The organism is Oceanobacillus sp. AG (assembly GCF_009746545.1).
Classification (GTDB): domain Bacteria; phylum Bacillota; class Bacilli; order Bacillales; family Amphibacillaceae; genus Oceanobacillus; species Oceanobacillus indicireducens.
Genome location: NZ_WOWT01000015.1, coordinates 39,846 through 56,992 on the forward strand (window position 1 = coordinate 39,846; position 17,147 = coordinate 56,992).

Sequence of the window (17,147 nt, forward strand, 5' to 3'; positions counted from 1 at the left end):
GTGCTTTCCATGTATACGTATTCTATTTTTTCTGTTAAATCCGAGATAGCCGTACATTATTTCTATAAGACAAGTGTTCTTTTCCGTTTTTTCAAAGAGTTTAAAGAATGCCCAAGGCTTACCTATTTGCAGTTACAATATAATTATGTCATTGAACCACTCCAATTATCACTTGTGGCAGCTTACCTGCGCAGCTTAACCGATGACGTAAACATAGAAAAGAAGGATAAATACATACAGATTTTTTGGGAAGGAAAAAGTTTGACGATCTATGAGGATGGTCATCATATTGAACTAACTTGTTCATCCATTCAAGAAGCAGAGGAATTCTTCTTTCCAATCCTTCGTAATTCACCAGGATTTTATTTTGTCATAAACAATCGTTTGAATGACTATGGCTGGTTATCAGTTAAAAATAACAAATTGATCAATAATCAAATATTTTTTTCCTACCCATAATTATATTTTTTATCTATTGCAAGGTTGAATAGATGTTTATAACCAGATGAACCTCTTTAGTATAAAAGCCGTCTGAAATCGATAAATTAAAATGGATTTCAGACGGTAAATTTTCACGTAAGATTAGAGTTTTCAATGGTTTTCAACGAACAACTGCACGTGTACTTACTCTTTCTCTCCAAACTTCTCGAGAACACGGTATAAATCAGGCGCAGATCGCTCGAGCCGCGTTGGCTTGAAGTCTTGATTAACCCACATATGTTTTGTGATACCTGAAGTAATGAGTTCACCTGTAGGTTCAATAACGATTTGATTATGTGTTGTGGTGAAATTCTCTTCTGATATTTTCCGGGCCTCATAAGCAAATGTGAGTTTGATAGGTGAATAGTCAGTGATTTTTGTGTAAATCGCAATACAGTCATCGAATGTCGCCGATTGTTTATAATCGCATTCGACCCCAAGAACCGGGAGTAAGAAGCCCCTTTCTTCCACATGACTGTAGGCCACACCGTAGTGGCGCATACATTCGGTCCGAGCCATTTCAAACCAGTTGATATAGTTGCCGTGATGGACAACGCCCATTCGGTCTGTGTCTTTATAGGGTACACGATAATTTGTTTGATGCCACTTTGCTGTCAATATAAAAATCTCCTTTCTTTTTTTGATTGATTTTCCACTTTATCTTTTGATTCGCTCTTCAGCGATGTCTTGCAAACGGAACTTTTGCACTTTACCGGTACTCGTCATTGGCCAGTCTGAGGATTCTATAAACCAAACATGACGTGGAACTTTAAATTTGGCTAAGCGCTCGGCACACCAATCGGTGACGTCTTTTCGTTTTAAGGTTTCACCTTCTTTTAATTCAATGAAGGCCGCTCCGATTTCAGTTGTGATTTTATCACTGACACCGACGACCTGTACTGCTTCGACGGCTGGATGATAAGAAATCGCAATCTCTACCTCTCTTGGTGAGACAAGTTCTCCGGACACTTTAAACATTTCCTTACTTCTGCCGAGCATTTGGATATAGCCATTTTCATCAATTCTGCCGACATCGCCTGTTCTGAGCCAACCATCCTTATCAATGACTTTAGCTGTTTCTTCAGGCTTTTTATAATAACCATGCGTAACGGTAGCACCTCTAACAGCAAGCTCACCGATTTCGCCGTCTGGTAAGTCCTCACCTGTGTCGCGGTCAATCGTTTTATATTGAACACTGCTCCCATTAAACTCAGGTAAACCGCTCGCGCCATTCAGTTTAGGACGACCGACTCGGGTGGAGATGCGTTCTAAAGGATCGCCTATTTCTGTAGTTACGCCGGATGAAACCACTTCAGTTTGTCCATAACCTGTGATCATTTCAGTGACACCAAGAACGTCAAGCGCTTTTTGCCAAACTGATACGGGTGCCGCGGCCGCTCCACACCACATGGCGAACAAATTCGATAAATCGAATTCCCCGACCCTCGGATGATTTAAAACTGGCATCAACGTGGAAGGGACGCAGAGATAATCATTTGCTTGGTACTTCTCCATCAACTCTAGGGATTTAAGCGGGGAAGCCCCTAGTGCGGAAACGACTGAACCTCCGACAAAAGACATGGCACCAATCGCTTCAATAATCGCAAAACAATGATAAAACGGGAGCGGTGCAAATGTCACTCTTCCTTCCTCTATCGCCCGACTTAAGACCGTACCATACGAGCATCTGAGCAGCATATCATCCGTTAACATAACCCCTTTAGGACTGCCGGTAGAACCTGATGTATACATAATAATTGCTACTTCATCTGGGTAGCGGGACAGCTCCCAGCGTGCGTCTAGCTCTGAATCGGAAATCTTCTTTGCTCCGTTTAAAAAGTCTTCCCGGGACAGGAACTGTTCATCAATAGGTTCTGCACCCACTTTTTCAAAACTAATGACTTTCTCAAGGACGCTGTTTTCTTGAAACGTTGGTGTTGACATGAGCTCTTTAACAGCTTTTCCATGCAGTTTATCTTTGACTTTTTCCTGTAAAACTAAGTATTTGGCGTCTGATTGGGTCAAAATATATTCAACTTCCCCTTTGGTCAGCATTGAATTTATTGGAATAAATACCGCTCCGACCATCGATGCAGCAATCATGAGGGAGGGGAAGGATGCATCATTATCCATTAAAATAGCGATATGATCGCGGCGTTTGACACCAAGCTGCATAAAGCCTTTCGCATACTTGATTGCTCGTTCCCAAATATCACCGTAACGATGCTCTTCACCGTTAATATATAGAAAAGGTTTCTCAGCATAAGCTTCTGTCGCTTTTTCAAAATGTCTGGCTAACGTATCACGGGGCCAGACGGGAAAACGATTTTCTAATTTGTTTCTTCTTTCTTCAACACTTGCTAATAAAGCCTTAGACAATGACAATCTCCTCTCAATCAATGATGTATTTATTTCATTTTTTTAAAAACAAGGACGGCATTATGTCCGCCAAAACCAAATCCATTCGATAAAGCAATTTCAATATGTCCCTTGACGGCTTTGTTCGGTACATAATCTAAATCACACTCTGAATCAGGTTGATGTAAATTCATCGTTGGCGGAAAAATATTTTCGTTCATACTTTTTACTGTAATAATACTTTCTACGCCACCCGCCGCTCCGAACAAGTGGCCCGTCATTGACTTGGTAGAACTAACTTTCAACCTATAAGCATGTTCTCCAAAAACTTCTTTAATAGCAGTTGTTTCGGATACATCACCAATTGGCGTGCTCGTTCCGTGAGCATTGATGTAATCGACGTCTTCCGGTAAAATACCTGCCCGCTCAATGGCTAGCTGCATTGCCTTCTGTGCCCCGTGGGGTGCGGGATCGGTAATATGATAGGCATCGGTCGTGCTCCCATAACCGATAATTTCACCGAGAATATTAGCGCCACGCTGCTTTGCGTGTTCATATTCTTCAAGCAGCAGTACACCGGCGCCTTCAGACATGACAAAGCCGTCCCGATTGCTGTTAAATGGCTGAGAGGCTTGTTCCGGCGCATCATTTTTTGTGGACATCGCACGCATTTTTGAAAAACCTGCAAAGTAAAACGGATGGATGGTCGCCTCAGCACCGCCTGCAAGCATGACATCGGAATAGCCATGAGCAATGTTATGATAAGCTTCTCCAATCGCATGATTGCTCGTTGCACACGCAGAAGCGGAGGAGAAACTCGGTCCACGAAAACCTGTTTTTATAGCGGTTAAGCCGTTCGCCATATTAGAAATGGAGCCAGGCAGCATAAAGGGAGAGACCCGATTAGATCCTTTTTCAAGCATGGTTTTATAATTATCAAGCAAGGTTGTCAGCCCGCCGGCACCCGAACCAATATAAACGCCTGCCCGGTCTTTGTTTAACTTTTTCAAGTTTATTCCGGATTCTTCAAGCGCCTGGGTAGCGGCCGCATACGCATATTGAGTGAATAAATCATAACGTCGTGCTTCTTTTGGTTCAAGATATGTTTCACTTTGAAAATCCTCGATATAGCCGGCGATTTTTGTCTTGATATCTCGGAATTTTTCAGAATCCAATCGTTTAATCCCTGATTGACCTTGTTTTATATTTTTCCAAAGTGTGTCTGTGTCATTACCAAGTGGAGAAATCACACCTGTACCAGTAATGACTACCCGCCGTTTCATGATGATAACCTCCTTTAAAGCGCAAGTATACTTATTGTACAATGTATTTTACTTTCAGGCATGTTTTTTGAATTGGTATAGTCCAAATCCCCAGAGTATCCAAGCTGGTCATACAATTGAAAAAATTAAAAGAGGATGCGAATCAATGGTTTTAATTCCCACTTGAAATGGAATGAAAGTTCGCATACAATTAAATCGGAATGAGAACAATAGTTCTGATTGAAGGCTAGCAAAAAAGGGTTATTTTAGAGCTTAATCATCCAAATAAAAGATTATTATCTTTTTTATTTGGATGATTACAGTGGTAAAGCTACCGAGCAATATATACGTGTCTGTAGGAATGACAGTCACATCTTGGTTTACCGTTACAACTGCAAAAAGGACCGAACGTCGAAACTTGAATATCTTTTCGTTTGGCCTGGGAAGGAGATAGTGTAATGAAGGATAGAGGAAATATCAAATGGACATCAATCATGCTACCGGAGCACGCAAATTTATTAAAAGAAATGTGGGCTCGTGATGAATGGAATGAGAAACCGATCTTAGATGAACAGCTCGTAATGGAAATTAATTTAAAGCTACAACTAGCATTACATAATGAATTAACTGTTGAAGTGGAGTATTTCAAAAATCATGATTATCACAAAGTTAGAGATAAGTTATTGGCTGTTGATCCGCTCAATAATTATTTAAGATTAGAGGGTATGGAATTGCCGTTGGATGCAATTGTAGGCGTTTGGATTGATTGACAAGAGGCTGGGACATAACTATTCTAATATGAATTAAATCCGAACAAAACTGCTAACTAGCTCTGGGAATATACGGAGACTCCAGCAGGAGGAAAGGCATCGGTGAGACCCCGCAGGGCGGCAGCCCGAGGAGGCTCACCAGCCGCCTGCGGAAAGCGTAGTATATTCCCGGAGCGGTTGTTGATGCTCTTTCTTATCATTTGTTCGGATTTATAACCATACTAAGAAGTTATGTCTCAGCCTCATGTTTTTTATTTGTCCCATATTTTTAAAGTCTACCCACAAAATATCGGTCCCAATCTAGCCCCAAAAGTAGTCTCAAATTGGCTCATTAACTTGCATTATCTTGCTTTTCTATTTTTTATTTTTCTTGTTATTCTATTTAATGTTGTTGTGTTAGGGTTTCAATAGATTGATTCCATTGTTTACAAAATCGATTGTAAAAAAATCAATTACCATGGTCCATTTCATCAAAGGGAAGATAGAGGATTTAACTTTTAAAATAAGCAACAATCTATTCAGTAAAATAGTCTTGAAATAGTTTACAAAATATAAGATAATATGCCTATAACATTACTTTTTTAGGGGGAATAGTGATGAAGAAGGTCTTAATTTTATTTTTGTCATTGATTGTCGCTTTAACTTTAGCGGCGTGTGGTAGCGAGTCGGAGGAAAAGGAAATCGGGGAAGTTGATTCAGAAGGAGAAAAACAATCCGAGCAAGAAGAAGTTGAAGGAAGTTCTGATTCAGAAGAAAGTGAAGCAGCTGAAGAATCTGAAGAAGTTGAGTCAAGCACCTATGATGAGGTACTACTGGATAATGATGATGCAATGGTTTCCTTACAAGGCATCGAGACAATTAGAGATGAAACCTTTGGCGATGAGTATAAGGTTAAATTAACTATAGAAAATAAACTTGATGAAACTATAGAAGTTCAGGCACATGAAGTGTCACTTGATGGTCTTATGGTTGATGACATGGTATTCTTTAGCGAAACTGTAGCTGGAGGAAAAAAATCAAATGCGGAACTTTCAATTATGGCGCTTGATGAGGAACTGCCAGAACTGAACGAAAATCTTGAGTTTAAATTAATGATCTTGGATGAAAATTTTGAAGCACTAAATGATTCAGTAGTGAGTATTGACATAAAATAATTAATTTTACAGGCACTCTTCATTGGGTGTCTTTTTCTATGCTTAAAATTACGGAGGCAGGTGATGTGACATGAGTAAAAGCAAAGGTGTAGAAAAAGTAAGTACCATACACACGTAGAACCGAGACTAATTGAAATGGAAAGATGGGCAAGAGCAATATCTTGACTTAGTGAAAATGAAGCAGTTAAATTCGATCACTGGACAGGTTTCACCGACTTAACTATCTTGCGTTTTTATTTTTCTTGTATTATTCTATTTAATGTTGTTGTGGTAGGGTTTCAATAGATTGATTCCATTGTTTACAAAATCGATTGTATTCTTACCCATAATTATATATACTTGTTGAAGAGAGTAACGAAGGAGGAAGGCAGACATGAGCACAATTTGGGTAGTATTAATTGCTATTGCAGCTTTAATAGCAGGTGTTGCTCTTGGGTTTTTTATTGCAAGAAAATATATGATGAACTACTTGAAAAAGAATCCGCCAATTAATGAGCAAATGCTTCGTACATTAATGATGCAAATGGGTCAAAAGCCATCACAAAAGAAAATTAATCAAATGATGCGCGCAATGAATAACCAGGTAGATAAGTAATAAAACATCATCACACGAATTCAAAACCACTTTTTCTGTTAACTTTAAACAGAAAAGAGTGGTTTTTATGTTTTTATCTATACTATTAATATAGAATAGTTTACAGAAAGGAAATGCCAAATGATAAACGACGAAAATAGTTTTCAAATACTACCTGAAAGTTTCTACAGGCGGCCAACGCTCACGCTTGCAAAAGAACTACTCGGTAAAATCCTTGTCCATGAAACAGAGGAAGGAATAAGTTCCGGAGTGATTGTGGAAACAGAGGCTTATCTCGGTGCTGTAGACCGGGCTGCACATAGTTATGGATACAGGCGAACGAAGCGAACGGAGATTATGTATCATCAGGCGGGGCTAATTTATACCTACCGAATGCATACGCATTGTCTACTTAATATCGTGAGTGGAGAAGTCGGTGAGCCGGAAGCAGTCCTAATCCGCGCTGTAGAACCATACACTGGAATAGACTTGATGAAGCAAAAACGTCCGGTCAATAAAATGCAGAATTTGACAAGCGGGCCTGGAAAGCTGACGAAAGCGCTCGGAATAACGATGCAAGCGTATGGCGAGCGAATATACAAACAACCGTTATATATCGCTGAAGGTATCACGGTTGATGACATTCTGACAGGACCGCGTATAGGAATACCGAATACAGGAGAAGCTCGTGACTTTCCCTACCGTTTTTGGGTTGCTGGTAACTCATTTGTTTCAAGATAAGCGGATGTTTGAAGTGCGAATCAAACGACAAGGTCTCTCAATTCTTATATACTAGGAGTTGGAATACGATGTAAGTGTTGTCTTTTTGTCAAAAACAAGGCCGCTACTCCCAAGACGTTTCTGGTAAAATAGGGGAACATAACAAAAATATAGGGGAGATTATATGTCAGAAATCAATATATTTCTAGCCTTTGGTGCTGGGTTTCTTTCTTTTGTTTCACCCTGTGTCCTACCTGTATATCCTGTATTTTTATCCTATATTACAGGTATGAGCATTAATGAAATTAAAGATGATAATAAAAAAATGAACCGACAAGCATTACTCCATACGATTTTCTTCCTGATCGGTTTTTCGAGTATTTTTATTGCGATTGGTTTCTCTACCTCCGCAATTTCAGCATTTTTATTGACTTATCAAGATATCATTAGACAAGTCGGTGCAATCTTAATTATTTTCTTTGGGTTGGTTATTGTCGGTGTTTTAAACTTTAAATTTCTAATGAAAAACAGACAGATTCAATTTAAAAGCCGTCCAACCGGATACATCGGTACACTATTAATCGGGATTGCGTTTTCCCTCGGCTGGACACCTTGTACGGGACCGATCTTAATGGTTGTGTTCTCCCTTGCAGCATCCAATCCAGAGCTCGGAATGATTATGATGATCGCTTATATTTTAGGATTTGCGATTCCATTCCTCGTTATGGCATTCTTTATCGGAAGGATGAATTGGATCAGGAAACACAGCATGAAAATTGTTAAAATCGGTGGCTATGTGATGGTCTTCTTCGGAGTTGCCCTGTTCTTTGATTGGATGACCGATGTGACGGCACTGCTTGCCAACTGGTTTGGTTTTTACGGTTTTTAATGCAACTATTGATGATATAATGGGGAGTAAGAATTTTTGAGAGAGTGATAAAAACATGTTTTGGGGTATTGCAAGTACGATTGGAGCCACAATGATGGCTGTCATCATGATTTTTGTTCGTTTGAAAATGGGGAAGAAGCCTGCATCCGTGAAGAAGATTATCCTACCGCCGCTATTTATGAGTACTGGCGCTCTCATGTATATCTTTCCCATATTCCAGATTAGCTGGTTCCAAGTTATCGAATCCTTTGCACTTGGAATGGTGTTCTCTATTATTCTAATTAAGTATTCGAAGTTTAAGATTCACGATGGCGAAATTTACCTCAATCCGTCAAAAGCGTTTCCGTTTATATTATTTGGACTTCTCGTCGTCCGCTTAGCATTGAAGGTATTAATCAGTGGATACATTTCACTTGGAGAGACCGGCGGAATCTTCTTCATGCTCGCATTCGGCATGATCCTTACATGGCGGATTGCTATGTTATATCAGTACCTGCAACTTAGAAAGTCAATAGCAGAGCAAAAGCACCTTGCATAGAAGCGAGGTGCTTTTTGTCTTATTTCTTATAGCTCTCTTGCCAGTTTGTGCGATAGTCATTTTTGGAGAGTTGGAATAAATGTTCATACGGTTCCACTGGGATTCCTTTCTCCTTAAGTTTTTTACGCAAGAATTTATGGTCACGTTTTGGTGTAGCAATGATATAACCTTCAATTAATGTATCTTGCGTAATCACTTCTTCCTTTTTCTTTAAGGCGACTTCACCAATTTTACTTGCAATCGTTTGGCGGGCGACATCACGGAATAGCTCGGGAACAGGGGAGACGAGTTCGTCTAGTAAAGCTTTCTCCTCATCCCTCCACATCTCTTTAGTCAAATCGACATAATGCTCTTGCCAGTCCAGAACAGATTTCCCGTCTTCCTTAGGCAAGCTTTTCAGGAACTTACGGAACATGAAGAACCCGCCAATTCCCATAAGCGAAATTAGGAGAAAACCCCATAATACAAGAATAATACTCAATAATATTCACCTATTTCTTTACTTTATGACAAAATTATTAATAATGGGATTATAAACAATTGAATAATTTATTTTTAGAATATTTTATAGTAAGATAGAAATATACTTAACATCATTATAAGAAGAAACTGTTCAAGTAACAAGTATAACAGTCGATAGATTCATCACATTTCAATCTATCAGAATAAAAATGATAGCGAATCATATAGATAATATTACATATAAATATATTATGTTTTAATTTAGGGGGAAGGGTTTTATTGTTTCATTAAAAAGAAAGGGGACAATTGAATGAAGATAGGAGAGATTTATTCATTAGAATTCGAGCAGCAGCTATTATTTTCCAATTTTCCCAAATTGCCAATAAACATACTGGAGTGGATGGGGAATCACTTAAATGATGCATTTATTGTCTGGGATGATAAAGATCGAATCTGTTTTGTTAGTCAGTCCGTGAAAAACTTACTGGGTTATAGGCAGGAAGAGCTTATCGGAAACCCATGGTATGAGCGAATTCAACCACTCGAACCAAAGAGAGTCGAGCAGTACTTAGACATGGAAAAAGAAGAAGGCATGCATGTTGAACTTCTTCATAAAAATAAACAAGCTGTCTATGTGGAAGTGTGCTTAGCTCGGATTCAAGATAAATCAACGAAAAGGAAATATGTGGCTGGTTTGCTGAAAGATTTGAGGGCCTATAAAGAAGCAAAAGAAATGATTGTCCAAGCGGAAAGAATGTCAGTCGTAGGTCAACTCGCCGCGAGCATTGCTCATGAGATCAGGAATCCATTAACATCCATAAAGGGATTTCTACAGTTACTTAAAGCAGGAGTAAACCATAAGGATGAATATTATAGAATTATGGAAGATGAAATTGAAAAAATTGAATCCATAACATCTGAACTTCTGTTTATGTCGAAGCCTTCTTCAAACAAAAAGAAAAATGAGCACCTCCATCATCTTATCAATGATGTAGTCGTATTGCTGCAATCCCAGGCAAAGTTTAAAAACGTCACAATTAAATATGATGAAGCAATCTCCGGGGTTATTTATTGTGATCCATCCCAGATTAAACAAGTACTGATCAATTTAGTGAAGAATGGAATTGAGGCGATGGATGAACCTGGGGATATTAGTATTTATGTCGATACAACGGATGAGCATATTATTATTAATGTAGAAGACGAAGGTATTGGAATTCCTCAGGAATCAATGGATCAGTTAGGGGTAGCTTTTTTTACAACAAAAGAAAATGGTACTGGTTTAGGATTAAATATCACAAGGGAAATAATGGAACAACACAACGGATCCCTCAAATTTTTCAAAAATAAGACAAAGGGCAGTACTTTCCAACTAATCTTCCCGAAGGTGAACCATTAAGAATGGACAATCTAATGTAGACCGTCCATTCTTTTTAATGGTGACTACGACTATTGGATATACGAGTACAAACGTTCTTCGGTAGGACGGGGGACGCAGCACAAGGCGCCCGTGAAACGAATCGCGAAACTTACCGTAAAGGAAATTCTGTCATTTGTATATAAGTAAAACTTATCAACTAACATAATTATTTAATATATAGGTTAATTGGCGAATGATTTGTTTTATCGCTTACAATCCGATAGTATATAGGTAAAGGTTTATTATTCTTTCTTTTTTAATGAGTGATGGGATGATAATGTACCAGTTTGTTAAAAACAAAGATTGGTAGCAACTAAGAAAGGGGTAGTATTGAATGTCAAAGAATGCTTTTAAAGCGAGAAAGCAATTTGAATTAAACGACAAGACCTACAATTACTATGATTTGAAAACTCTAGAAGAACAAGGGCTGGGCGATATTAAACGTCTGCCATTCTCTGTACGTGTTCTTTTAGAGTCCGTACTCCGTCAACATGACGACCATCAAATTAAAGACGAACATGTTGAGGCGCTTGCGAAATGGGGGAAGAAAGACGCGAAGGGTGTAGATGTGCCATTTAAACCTTCTCGTGTTATCTTGCAAGACTTTACCGGTGTTCCGGCAGTAGTTGACCTTGCTTCCTTAAGAAAAGCTATGGTGGATATGGGTGGCGAACCAGACAAGATTAATCCTGAAGTACCAGTTGATTTAGTTATTGACCACTCCGTCCAAGTGGATCAATACGGTACGCCAAATGCCCTGCAAGCGAACATGGACATTGAATTTGAAAGAAACGCTGAACGCTATGAATTCTTGAACTGGGCCCAAAAAGCATTTGACAACTATCGTGCAGTTCCTCCAGCAACTGGTATTGTTCACCAAGTTAACCTGGAATACATTGCAAATGTTGTGCACGCCCTTGAAAATGAAGAGAAAGAGTACGAGGCGTTCCCAGATACTCTCGTGGGAACAGACTCCCATACAACAATGATTAACGGGCTTGGCGTACTCGGTTGGGGTGTTGGTGGTATTGAGGCTGAGGCTGGAATGCTCGGTCAACCATCTTATTTCCCAGCACCAGAAGTAATCGGTGTTAAATTTGTTGGAAGTTTCCCGAACGGAACTACTGCAACAGACCTTGCACTGAAAGTTACTCAAGTGCTGCGTGAGAAAAACGTAGTAGGTAAGTTTGTAGAATACTTCGGTCCGGGCCTGAAAGACATGCCGCTAGCTGACCGCGCAACAATTTCTAACATGGCGCCTGAGTATGGTGCAACTTGTGGTTTCTTCCCTGTAGACGAAGAGACATTAAGCTACTTACACTTGACAGGGCGCAGTCAAGAACTAATTGACCTTGTTGAGAAATATAGTAAAGAAAACTGTCTATGGTACGACCCGGAAGATGGCGATCCAGAATATACAGACGTTGTCATCATCGATTTGTCTGAACTAGAGCCGAATTTATCTGGTCCTAAGCGTCCGCAAGATTTGATTTCTTTATCTAATATGCAAAAAGAATTCAGGAAGGCGATTACAGCTCCTGAAGGCAACCAAGGATTTGGAAAAGATAAATCCGAATTCGATAAAGAAGTAAAGGTTACTCATAAAAACGGTAATGAATCTGTTATGAAGACAGGATCCCTTGCAATCGCTGCAATTACATCTTGTACAAACACATCTAACCCGTATGTTATGTTAGGTGCAGGTTTAGTTGCGAAAAATGCAGTAGAAAAAGGGCTGAAAGTACCTGAACATGTCAAAACATCTTTAGCTCCAGGTTCTAAAGTTGTAACCCGTTATCTAGAAGATGCTGGATTACAAAAGTTCTTGGATGTACTTGGCTTTAACCTTGTTGGTTACGGTTGTACAACATGTATCGGTAACTCTGGACCTTTATTAGAAGAAATCGAAAAAGCAATTGTTGATTCCGATTTAATCGCTTCTTCCGTATTATCCGGTAACCGGAACTTTGAAGGAAGAATCCACCCGCTAGTTAAAGCGAACTATTTAGCATCACCACCACTTGTTGTGGCATATGCGCTAGCAGGTACTGTGGATATTAATCTGCAAGAAGATCCACTTGGAACAGATCGAGATGGAAATCCAGTTTACATGAATGATATCTGGCCGACAGCACAAGAAATTAAAGAAGAAGTCGCGAAAGTTGTTACACCGGAAATCTTCCGTAAAGAATATGAGAGCGTTTTTGACTCCAACGAAAAATGGAACGCAATTGATACAACAGACGAACCATTATTCGAGTGGGATGAGGACTCTACTTACATTCAAAACCCGCCATTCTTTGAAGGATTAGCGAAAGAGGCAGGTACTGTTCAGAAACTAAGTAACTTACGTGCAATTGGTTACTTTGGTGATTCGGTTACAACAGACCATATTTCACCTGCAGGAGCCATTGCAAAAGATATGCCTGCTGGAAAGTTCCTACAGGAAAAAGGTGTATCACCTAGAAATTTCAACTCTTACGGTTCCCGTCGTGGTAACCATGAGATCATGATGCGTGGTACATTTGCAAATATCCGTATCCGTAACAAATTGGCTCCAGGTACTGAAGGCGGCTACACAACATACTGGCCAACTGGAGAAGTAATGCCAATTTACGATGCAGCAATGAAATATAAAGAAGACGACACTGGATTAGTTGTTATCGGTGGTAAAGACTATGGAATGGGGTCTTCCCGTGACTGGGCCGCTAAAGGTACGAACCTTTTAGGCATTAAGACAGTTATCGTGGAAAGCTATGAACGTATCCACCGTTCTAACCTAGTTATGATGGGAGTATTACCACTTCAATTTGCAAAAGGCGAAAGTGCTGAGAAGCTTGGCTTAACAGGAAAAGAAACGTTCCACGTCGATATTGATGAAAATGTTCAGCCAAACAGCCCGGTAAAAGTCACTGCAGTAGCAGAAGACGGTAAAATTACCGAGTTCACAGCAATTGCCCGTTTTGACAGCCCAGTAGAAATCGACTACTACCGTCACGGCGGAATTCTGCAAATGGTTCTACGTGAAAAATTAGCTTAAAATTATTAAATGAAAATAAAAGGAAGCCGCTAAGCGTTTGCTCAGCGGCTTTTTTGACTAATTACTGAACAATGAGCCGGATATCTTTACTTCTCACCTTGTTCAAATTACTATTAATATAAGGTTATGAATATCGGGGGAGATGTTGTGAAAAAAGTAATTTTTGGAATTAGTTTTCTTGTTATTTTAGTTGGAATTATGATTGGAAATATAGCCGCCGATAAAAAAGAAGAAGCGGGGCCGAATTTATATGATGTGACAGGTGATACATCGGTTTCAGGCGGGATGATTGCACCTGTTGAAAGCGTTGGTATTCAACCAGGAGAAGCTGCACCTGATTTTTCACTGGAAACTTTGGACGGCGAAGTAGTTAGCCTTTCTGAATTAAAAGGAGAGAAAGTAATCCTCAATTTCTGGGCAACCTGGTGTCCGCCATGCCGGGAAGAAATGCCTGAAATACAGAAATTTTACGACGCCCATCAGGATGATATTAAAATAATCGCTGTTAACTTTAATGAAAAAGATGAGAAAGTAATTGACTTCCTTGATGAGTTTGGCTATACATTTCCGAGCCCCTTAGACCGTGAGGGATCAGTTGGTAAGGAGTATGGCGTACTTACATTGCCAACGACCTATTTTATCAACTCAGATGGCGTTATCCAGGAACCACGTCATGTAGGGCCAATGGATTATGAGTTTATGGAAGAAATGCTTGATACCTTAAATTAATTGCATATTTTCGCTTGCTTCTGCAAAACATACAACTACTACAGTTGAAAGGAGAAGTTGTATGTCACCAGATAAAAACAAGCCCAAACCGGACGACCGAAGTGATAACGTGGAAAAAATGCAGCATATGATCCAGGATACGTTGGAGAATATGGAAGAAGCCGAGGAAACAATGGAATTCTCCGACGAAATAGGAAAAGAGCAAATTTTAGCTAAAAACAAACGTCGTAAAGAAGCTATTGAAGGTTTTCGTGAAGAAATTAAAGATGAATCACAAAATCAAAATAAATAATTAAGAACAAAAGGCGCCCTTACAGGCCTGATGCGCGATTGTCTTTGCAACATCTGTGACTGCGGCTACTGGACTTTGCTAGGCGCAGGGCGGATTTGCTGCCGTAGAAAATTTATTATTTTATAGTTTTGTAAGGAAAACAAGACCTCAACCATCCAAATTTGGGGTCTTGTTTTTTTGCAGACAGCCGGAAACGTGATACGATAATCATATACATATTAGCGAAGAACCAGCTAAATAACGGAGGTATTTGTTTTGAAGAAGGTAAGAACACAATAGAAGTACGTTATCAAGAAACGGATCAGATGGGCGTCGTTTATCATGCCAACTATTTAATCTGGTTTGAAATTGGCAGAACGAAATTAATTGAAGCGTTAGGACTATCTTATCCGGAAATGGAAAAGCACGGTGTCGTCTCACCAGTTATTGATGCAGAGCTTTCTTTTATCAAACCGGTCCGTTACGGAGAAGCTGTACATATTGTTACATGGTTAGCCGAATATGATGGGATTCGATCTGCATATGGATATGAAGTGATTGGGGAAGACGGTGAGGTAGCTGTAAAGGGCTTGACGAGACACGTTATAGTTAATAAAGAAACATTTCGCCCTTTATCGCTAAGGAGGAAATTCCCAGAATGGCACGAAATTTATAGCAGAGAAGTTGAAGGAGAATAATGATGGCTTTTGGAATTAATCGTGAAGAGCTGCAGCATTGGAAGTTACAAGTTCGCAATGGGCAAATCGCGTTCCTTACACATTACTGGATTGATGAACGTTTTCCGGAATGTGATACGGTAACGAAAGTGGGCTGCGGCGATATTGAAAAATTAAAAACCTGGGGAAGAAGCCATGGACTTGAAGACCATTGGATTGATTATAAAGACAAGTACCCCCATTATGATTTATTTGGAGAGTATCAACGGAAAATTCTTTTTAAAGAAGCGGTTTGGGAACAGATTAAACGGTTTAATATATAAAGTGAAACTTCATTTAGTGGGGAATTCCACCCTTCACATATTGGGTTATCCTCCTGTTCAGAGGTGGGGATATTACAGACCGTTAACGTGATAAAACGAAACTCCATGCAGAAAGAAATCTACGGACGGATTGAACATGATAAAAGAACACCAGACAATTGGGTCAATCTCCAATTATCTGGTGTTCTTGTGTTTCTTTTTCTTTTCAGGTACATAATCAACCCCACCGGGATGGAGGGGATGACATTTACTAATCCGTTTCACACTAAGATACAAACCTTTCAAAGCTCCAAACCGTTTAAAAGCTTCTAGGCTGTAACTCGAACATGTTGGATAAAACCTACAGGAAGCAGGTGTATATGGGCTAATGGCAAGTTGATAGAAGCGGACGAGTCCAATAAAGATATATTTCATGTTACTCACTACTTTTCGCAGATTTGTCGAAACTGACAGAAGCGATCGCGTCATGTAGGTGAATAGACTCTTCATTTCGGCAGCTCACTTTAAACTTGGAGACAAAATCCATTTCATAAAGATCTGCCGCCACAAGCCGCACGATATCTTCTACAAACCGCGGATTTTCATATGCGGTTTCGGTGACAACTTTTTCATCTGGCCGTTTAAGAACGGGGTAAAGCCTGCTTGATGCATTACTTTCAGCCGCTTCTAATAAATGGGATTTCCAATCGATAGCACCTTCAGTGAAATCACTTGTGAATTCAATCTCCATAGTAATATTGCCCCTTTGATTATGGGCACTATATTCACTAATTTCCTTCGAACAAGGACAAAGTGTAGCTACTTTACCACGAAGACTTGCACACATTGTATAACCAGATAATTTGTCATACGTAACTGCCATTGTGATATCAGCATGGTTCAATCCACTTAGTTCTGTATGTGGCGCGTTTCTTTCAAAAAACCACGGAAAACTTATTTCGATTGTAGCATCTTGTTGCTCCAGGCGTTCGCTTAACTCTTTGGTAAATGCCTTAAGAGAGGTAAAGCTTACAACAAATCCTTCACTATAGTAGTTGTTCAGCTGTTCCGTAAAGCGACTCATGTTCGTTCCCTTGCTCGTTTGGGGCAGGGAAGAGCTAAAACTGAACGTTCCAATTGTTGTTTGGGTTGTAGGTTTCATGTCGCTTTTAATAGTAATGGGATGTTTGACGTTTGTAATTCCAACCGAATCAAGTTCAAAGAGAAAATCTTTTTTTTCGTTTTGAATATCGTGCATATTTTCCTTCTCAGTCGGTTTTGTTTTTTCTATCGGTTCAACGGATCCGAATAATCTATGTCTTATCTCTTTATGAGGAAGTTGTTTTAAAGTACTATTTTTTGTTTGAGACATAATCGAGCCTACTTTCTATTATTGATTAAATTTCAGTATACCGAAACGCCTAATCTTATTCAATTTAAACGGATTACCTTCATTTATCCGCTATTTGTAAACATACTGCACAATCATAATGAAAATCAA

Annotated in this window: 19 protein-coding genes; 13 read left to right on the forward strand and 6 right to left on the reverse strand. The window is 39.5% G+C overall.

Features of this window, described 5'->3' with window-relative positions; genetic code table 11:
- Positions 1-9: 9 nt before the first annotated feature.
- Positions 10-459 carry a sporulation inhibitor of replication protein SirA gene (sirA, locus tag GN217_RS09570; protein WP_156856469.1) on the forward strand — a complete coding sequence of 150 codons (450 nt, stop codon included), beginning with the start codon at positions 10-12 and terminating at the stop codon, positions 457-459.
- Positions 460-624: 165 nt separating this feature from the next.
- On the opposite strand, the gene GN217_RS09575 is transcribed toward sirA, so the two are convergent.
- The 3 genes from GN217_RS09575 to fabF are packed head-to-tail and all read right to left on the reverse strand — an operon-like array spanning position 625 to position 4,121.
- Positions 625-1,098 (reverse strand): acyl-CoA thioesterase, encoded by a 474-nt coding sequence (locus GN217_RS09575; RefSeq protein ID WP_156856470.1) that lies wholly within the window; start codon positions 1,096-1,098, stop codon positions 625-627.
- A gap of 39 nt (positions 1,099-1,137) precedes the next feature.
- Positions 1,138-2,859, reverse strand: a complete 1,722-nt coding sequence (locus GN217_RS09580) for a class I adenylate-forming enzyme family protein (protein ID WP_156856471.1) — start codon at positions 2,857-2,859, stop codon at positions 1,138-1,140.
- A gap of 29 nt (positions 2,860-2,888) precedes the next feature.
- Positions 2,889-4,121 carry a beta-ketoacyl-ACP synthase II gene (gene fabF / locus GN217_RS09585; RefSeq protein WP_156856472.1) on the reverse strand — a complete coding sequence of 411 codons (1,233 nt, stop codon included), beginning with the start codon at positions 4,119-4,121 and terminating at the stop codon, positions 2,889-2,891.
- Positions 4,122-4,558: 437 nt separating this feature from the next.
- Between fabF and GN217_RS09590 the strand changes: the two genes are divergently transcribed.
- The 6 genes from GN217_RS09590 (at position 4,559) to GN217_RS09615 (ending at position 8,745) form a co-directional block, all read left to right on the forward strand.
- Positions 4,559-4,870, forward strand: a complete 312-nt coding sequence (locus GN217_RS09590) for a YolD-like family protein (protein WP_156856473.1) — start codon at positions 4,559-4,561, stop codon at positions 4,868-4,870.
- 596 nt (positions 4,871-5,466) lie between these two features.
- On the forward strand, positions 5,467-6,024 hold the full coding sequence (locus GN217_RS09595; RefSeq protein WP_156856474.1) for a hypothetical protein: 558 nt from the start codon (positions 5,467-5,469) through the stop codon (positions 6,022-6,024).
- A 373-nt stretch (positions 6,025-6,397) separates the two neighbouring features.
- Positions 6,398-6,619: a YneF family protein gene (locus tag GN217_RS09600; protein ID WP_156856475.1), complete on the forward strand. Its 222-nt coding sequence runs from the start codon at positions 6,398-6,400 to the stop codon at positions 6,617-6,619.
- Between the two features lie 120 nt (positions 6,620-6,739).
- Entirely contained in the window at positions 6,740-7,339 is a 600-nt protein-coding gene (locus tag GN217_RS09605) for a DNA-3-methyladenine glycosylase (RefSeq protein ID WP_156856476.1), read from the forward strand.
- Positions 7,340-7,502: 163 nt separating this feature from the next.
- A complete protein-coding gene (locus tag GN217_RS09610; RefSeq protein WP_156856477.1) occupies positions 7,503-8,207 on the forward strand; it encodes a cytochrome c biogenesis CcdA family protein in 705 nt (234 codons plus the stop codon).
- Between the two features lie 55 nt (positions 8,208-8,262).
- A complete protein-coding gene (locus GN217_RS09615) occupies positions 8,263-8,745 on the forward strand; it encodes a CcdC family protein (protein WP_156856478.1) in 483 nt (160 codons plus the stop codon).
- Between the two features lie 19 nt (positions 8,746-8,764).
- On the opposite strand, the gene GN217_RS09620 is transcribed toward GN217_RS09615, so the two are convergent.
- A complete protein-coding gene (locus GN217_RS09620; RefSeq protein WP_156856479.1) occupies positions 8,765-9,226 on the reverse strand; it encodes a DUF2621 family protein in 462 nt (153 codons plus the stop codon).
- Positions 9,227-9,517: 291 nt separating this feature from the next.
- On the opposite strand from GN217_RS09620, the gene GN217_RS09625 reads away from it, so the two are divergent.
- The 6 genes from GN217_RS09625 to GN217_RS09650 all read left to right on the forward strand — a co-directional run bounded on the left by GN217_RS09625 (position 9,518) and on the right by GN217_RS09650 (position 15,667).
- Positions 9,518-10,606 (forward strand): ATP-binding protein, encoded by a 1,089-nt coding sequence (locus GN217_RS09625; RefSeq protein WP_156856480.1) that lies wholly within the window; start codon positions 9,518-9,520, stop codon positions 10,604-10,606.
- Between the two features lie 355 nt (positions 10,607-10,961).
- A complete protein-coding gene (gene acnA / locus GN217_RS09630; RefSeq protein ID WP_156856481.1) occupies positions 10,962-13,667 on the forward strand; it encodes an aconitate hydratase AcnA in 2,706 nt (901 codons plus the stop codon).
- 147 nt (positions 13,668-13,814) lie between these two features.
- A complete protein-coding gene (locus GN217_RS09635; protein ID WP_232334391.1) occupies positions 13,815-14,396 on the forward strand; it encodes a TlpA family protein disulfide reductase in 582 nt (193 codons plus the stop codon).
- A gap of 61 nt (positions 14,397-14,457) precedes the next feature.
- Positions 14,458-14,688 (forward strand): small acid-soluble spore protein Tlp, encoded by a 231-nt coding sequence (tlp, locus tag GN217_RS09640; protein WP_156856483.1) that lies wholly within the window; start codon positions 14,458-14,460, stop codon positions 14,686-14,688.
- A 305-nt stretch (positions 14,689-14,993) separates the two neighbouring features.
- Complete coding sequence (locus GN217_RS09645; RefSeq protein WP_156856515.1) at positions 14,994-15,365, forward strand: acyl-CoA thioesterase; 372 nt, start codon at positions 14,994-14,996, stop codon at positions 15,363-15,365.
- Between the two features lie 2 nt (positions 15,366-15,367).
- Positions 15,368-15,667, forward strand: coding sequence for a hypothetical protein (locus tag GN217_RS09650; protein ID WP_156856516.1), 300 nt, complete (start codon positions 15,368-15,370; stop codon positions 15,665-15,667).
- A 174-nt stretch (positions 15,668-15,841) separates the two neighbouring features.
- Here GN217_RS09650 and yidD read toward each other — a convergent pair whose 3' ends face one another.
- A complete protein-coding gene (yidD, locus tag GN217_RS09655) occupies positions 15,842-16,081 on the reverse strand; it encodes a membrane protein insertion efficiency factor YidD (protein WP_232334392.1) in 240 nt (79 codons plus the stop codon).
- Between the two features lies 1 nt (position 16,082).
- Complete coding sequence (folE2, locus tag GN217_RS09660; protein WP_156856485.1) at positions 16,083-17,018, reverse strand: GTP cyclohydrolase FolE2; 936 nt, start codon at positions 17,016-17,018, stop codon at positions 16,083-16,085.
- Between the last annotated feature and the right edge of the window lie 129 nt (positions 17,019-17,147).

Bases quoted from the DNA above. Each gene is read 5' to 3' on its own strand.
- sirA (WP_156856469.1), top strand. From the start codon at position 10: ATGTATACGTATTCTATTTTTTCTGTTAAATCCGAGATAGCCGTACAT.
- fabF (WP_156856472.1), bottom strand. From the start codon at position 4,121: ATGAAACGGCGGGTAGTCATTACTGGTACAGGTGTGATTTCTCCACTT.
- GN217_RS09590 (WP_156856473.1), top strand. From the start codon at position 4,559: ATGAAGGATAGAGGAAATATCAAATGGACATCAATCATGCTACCGGAG.
- GN217_RS09595 (WP_156856474.1), top strand. From the start codon at position 5,467: ATGAAGAAGGTCTTAATTTTATTTTTGTCATTGATTGTCGCTTTAACT.
- GN217_RS09600 (WP_156856475.1), top strand. From the start codon at position 6,398: ATGAGCACAATTTGGGTAGTATTAATTGCTATTGCAGCTTTAATAGCA.
- GN217_RS09605 (WP_156856476.1), top strand. From the start codon at position 6,740: ATGATAAACGACGAAAATAGTTTTCAAATACTACCTGAAAGTTTCTAC.
- GN217_RS09610 (WP_156856477.1), top strand. From the start codon at position 7,503: ATGTCAGAAATCAATATATTTCTAGCCTTTGGTGCTGGGTTTCTTTCT.
- GN217_RS09615 (WP_156856478.1), top strand. From the start codon at position 8,263: ATGTTTTGGGGTATTGCAAGTACGATTGGAGCCACAATGATGGCTGTC.
- GN217_RS09625 (WP_156856480.1), top strand. From the start codon at position 9,518: ATGAAGATAGGAGAGATTTATTCATTAGAATTCGAGCAGCAGCTATTA.
- acnA (WP_156856481.1), top strand. From the start codon at position 10,962: ATGTCAAAGAATGCTTTTAAAGCGAGAAAGCAATTTGAATTAAACGAC.
- tlp (WP_156856483.1), top strand. From the start codon at position 14,458: ATGTCACCAGATAAAAACAAGCCCAAACCGGACGACCGAAGTGATAAC.
- GN217_RS09645 (WP_156856515.1), top strand. From the start codon at position 14,994: ATGGGCGTCGTTTATCATGCCAACTATTTAATCTGGTTTGAAATTGGC.
- GN217_RS09650 (WP_156856516.1), top strand. From the start codon at position 15,368: ATGGCTTTTGGAATTAATCGTGAAGAGCTGCAGCATTGGAAGTTACAA.
- yidD (WP_232334392.1), bottom strand. From the start codon at position 16,081: ATGAAATATATCTTTATTGGACTCGTCCGCTTCTATCAACTTGCCATT.
- folE2 (WP_156856485.1), bottom strand. From the start codon at position 17,018: ATGTCTCAAACAAAAAATAGTACTTTAAAACAACTTCCTCATAAAGAG.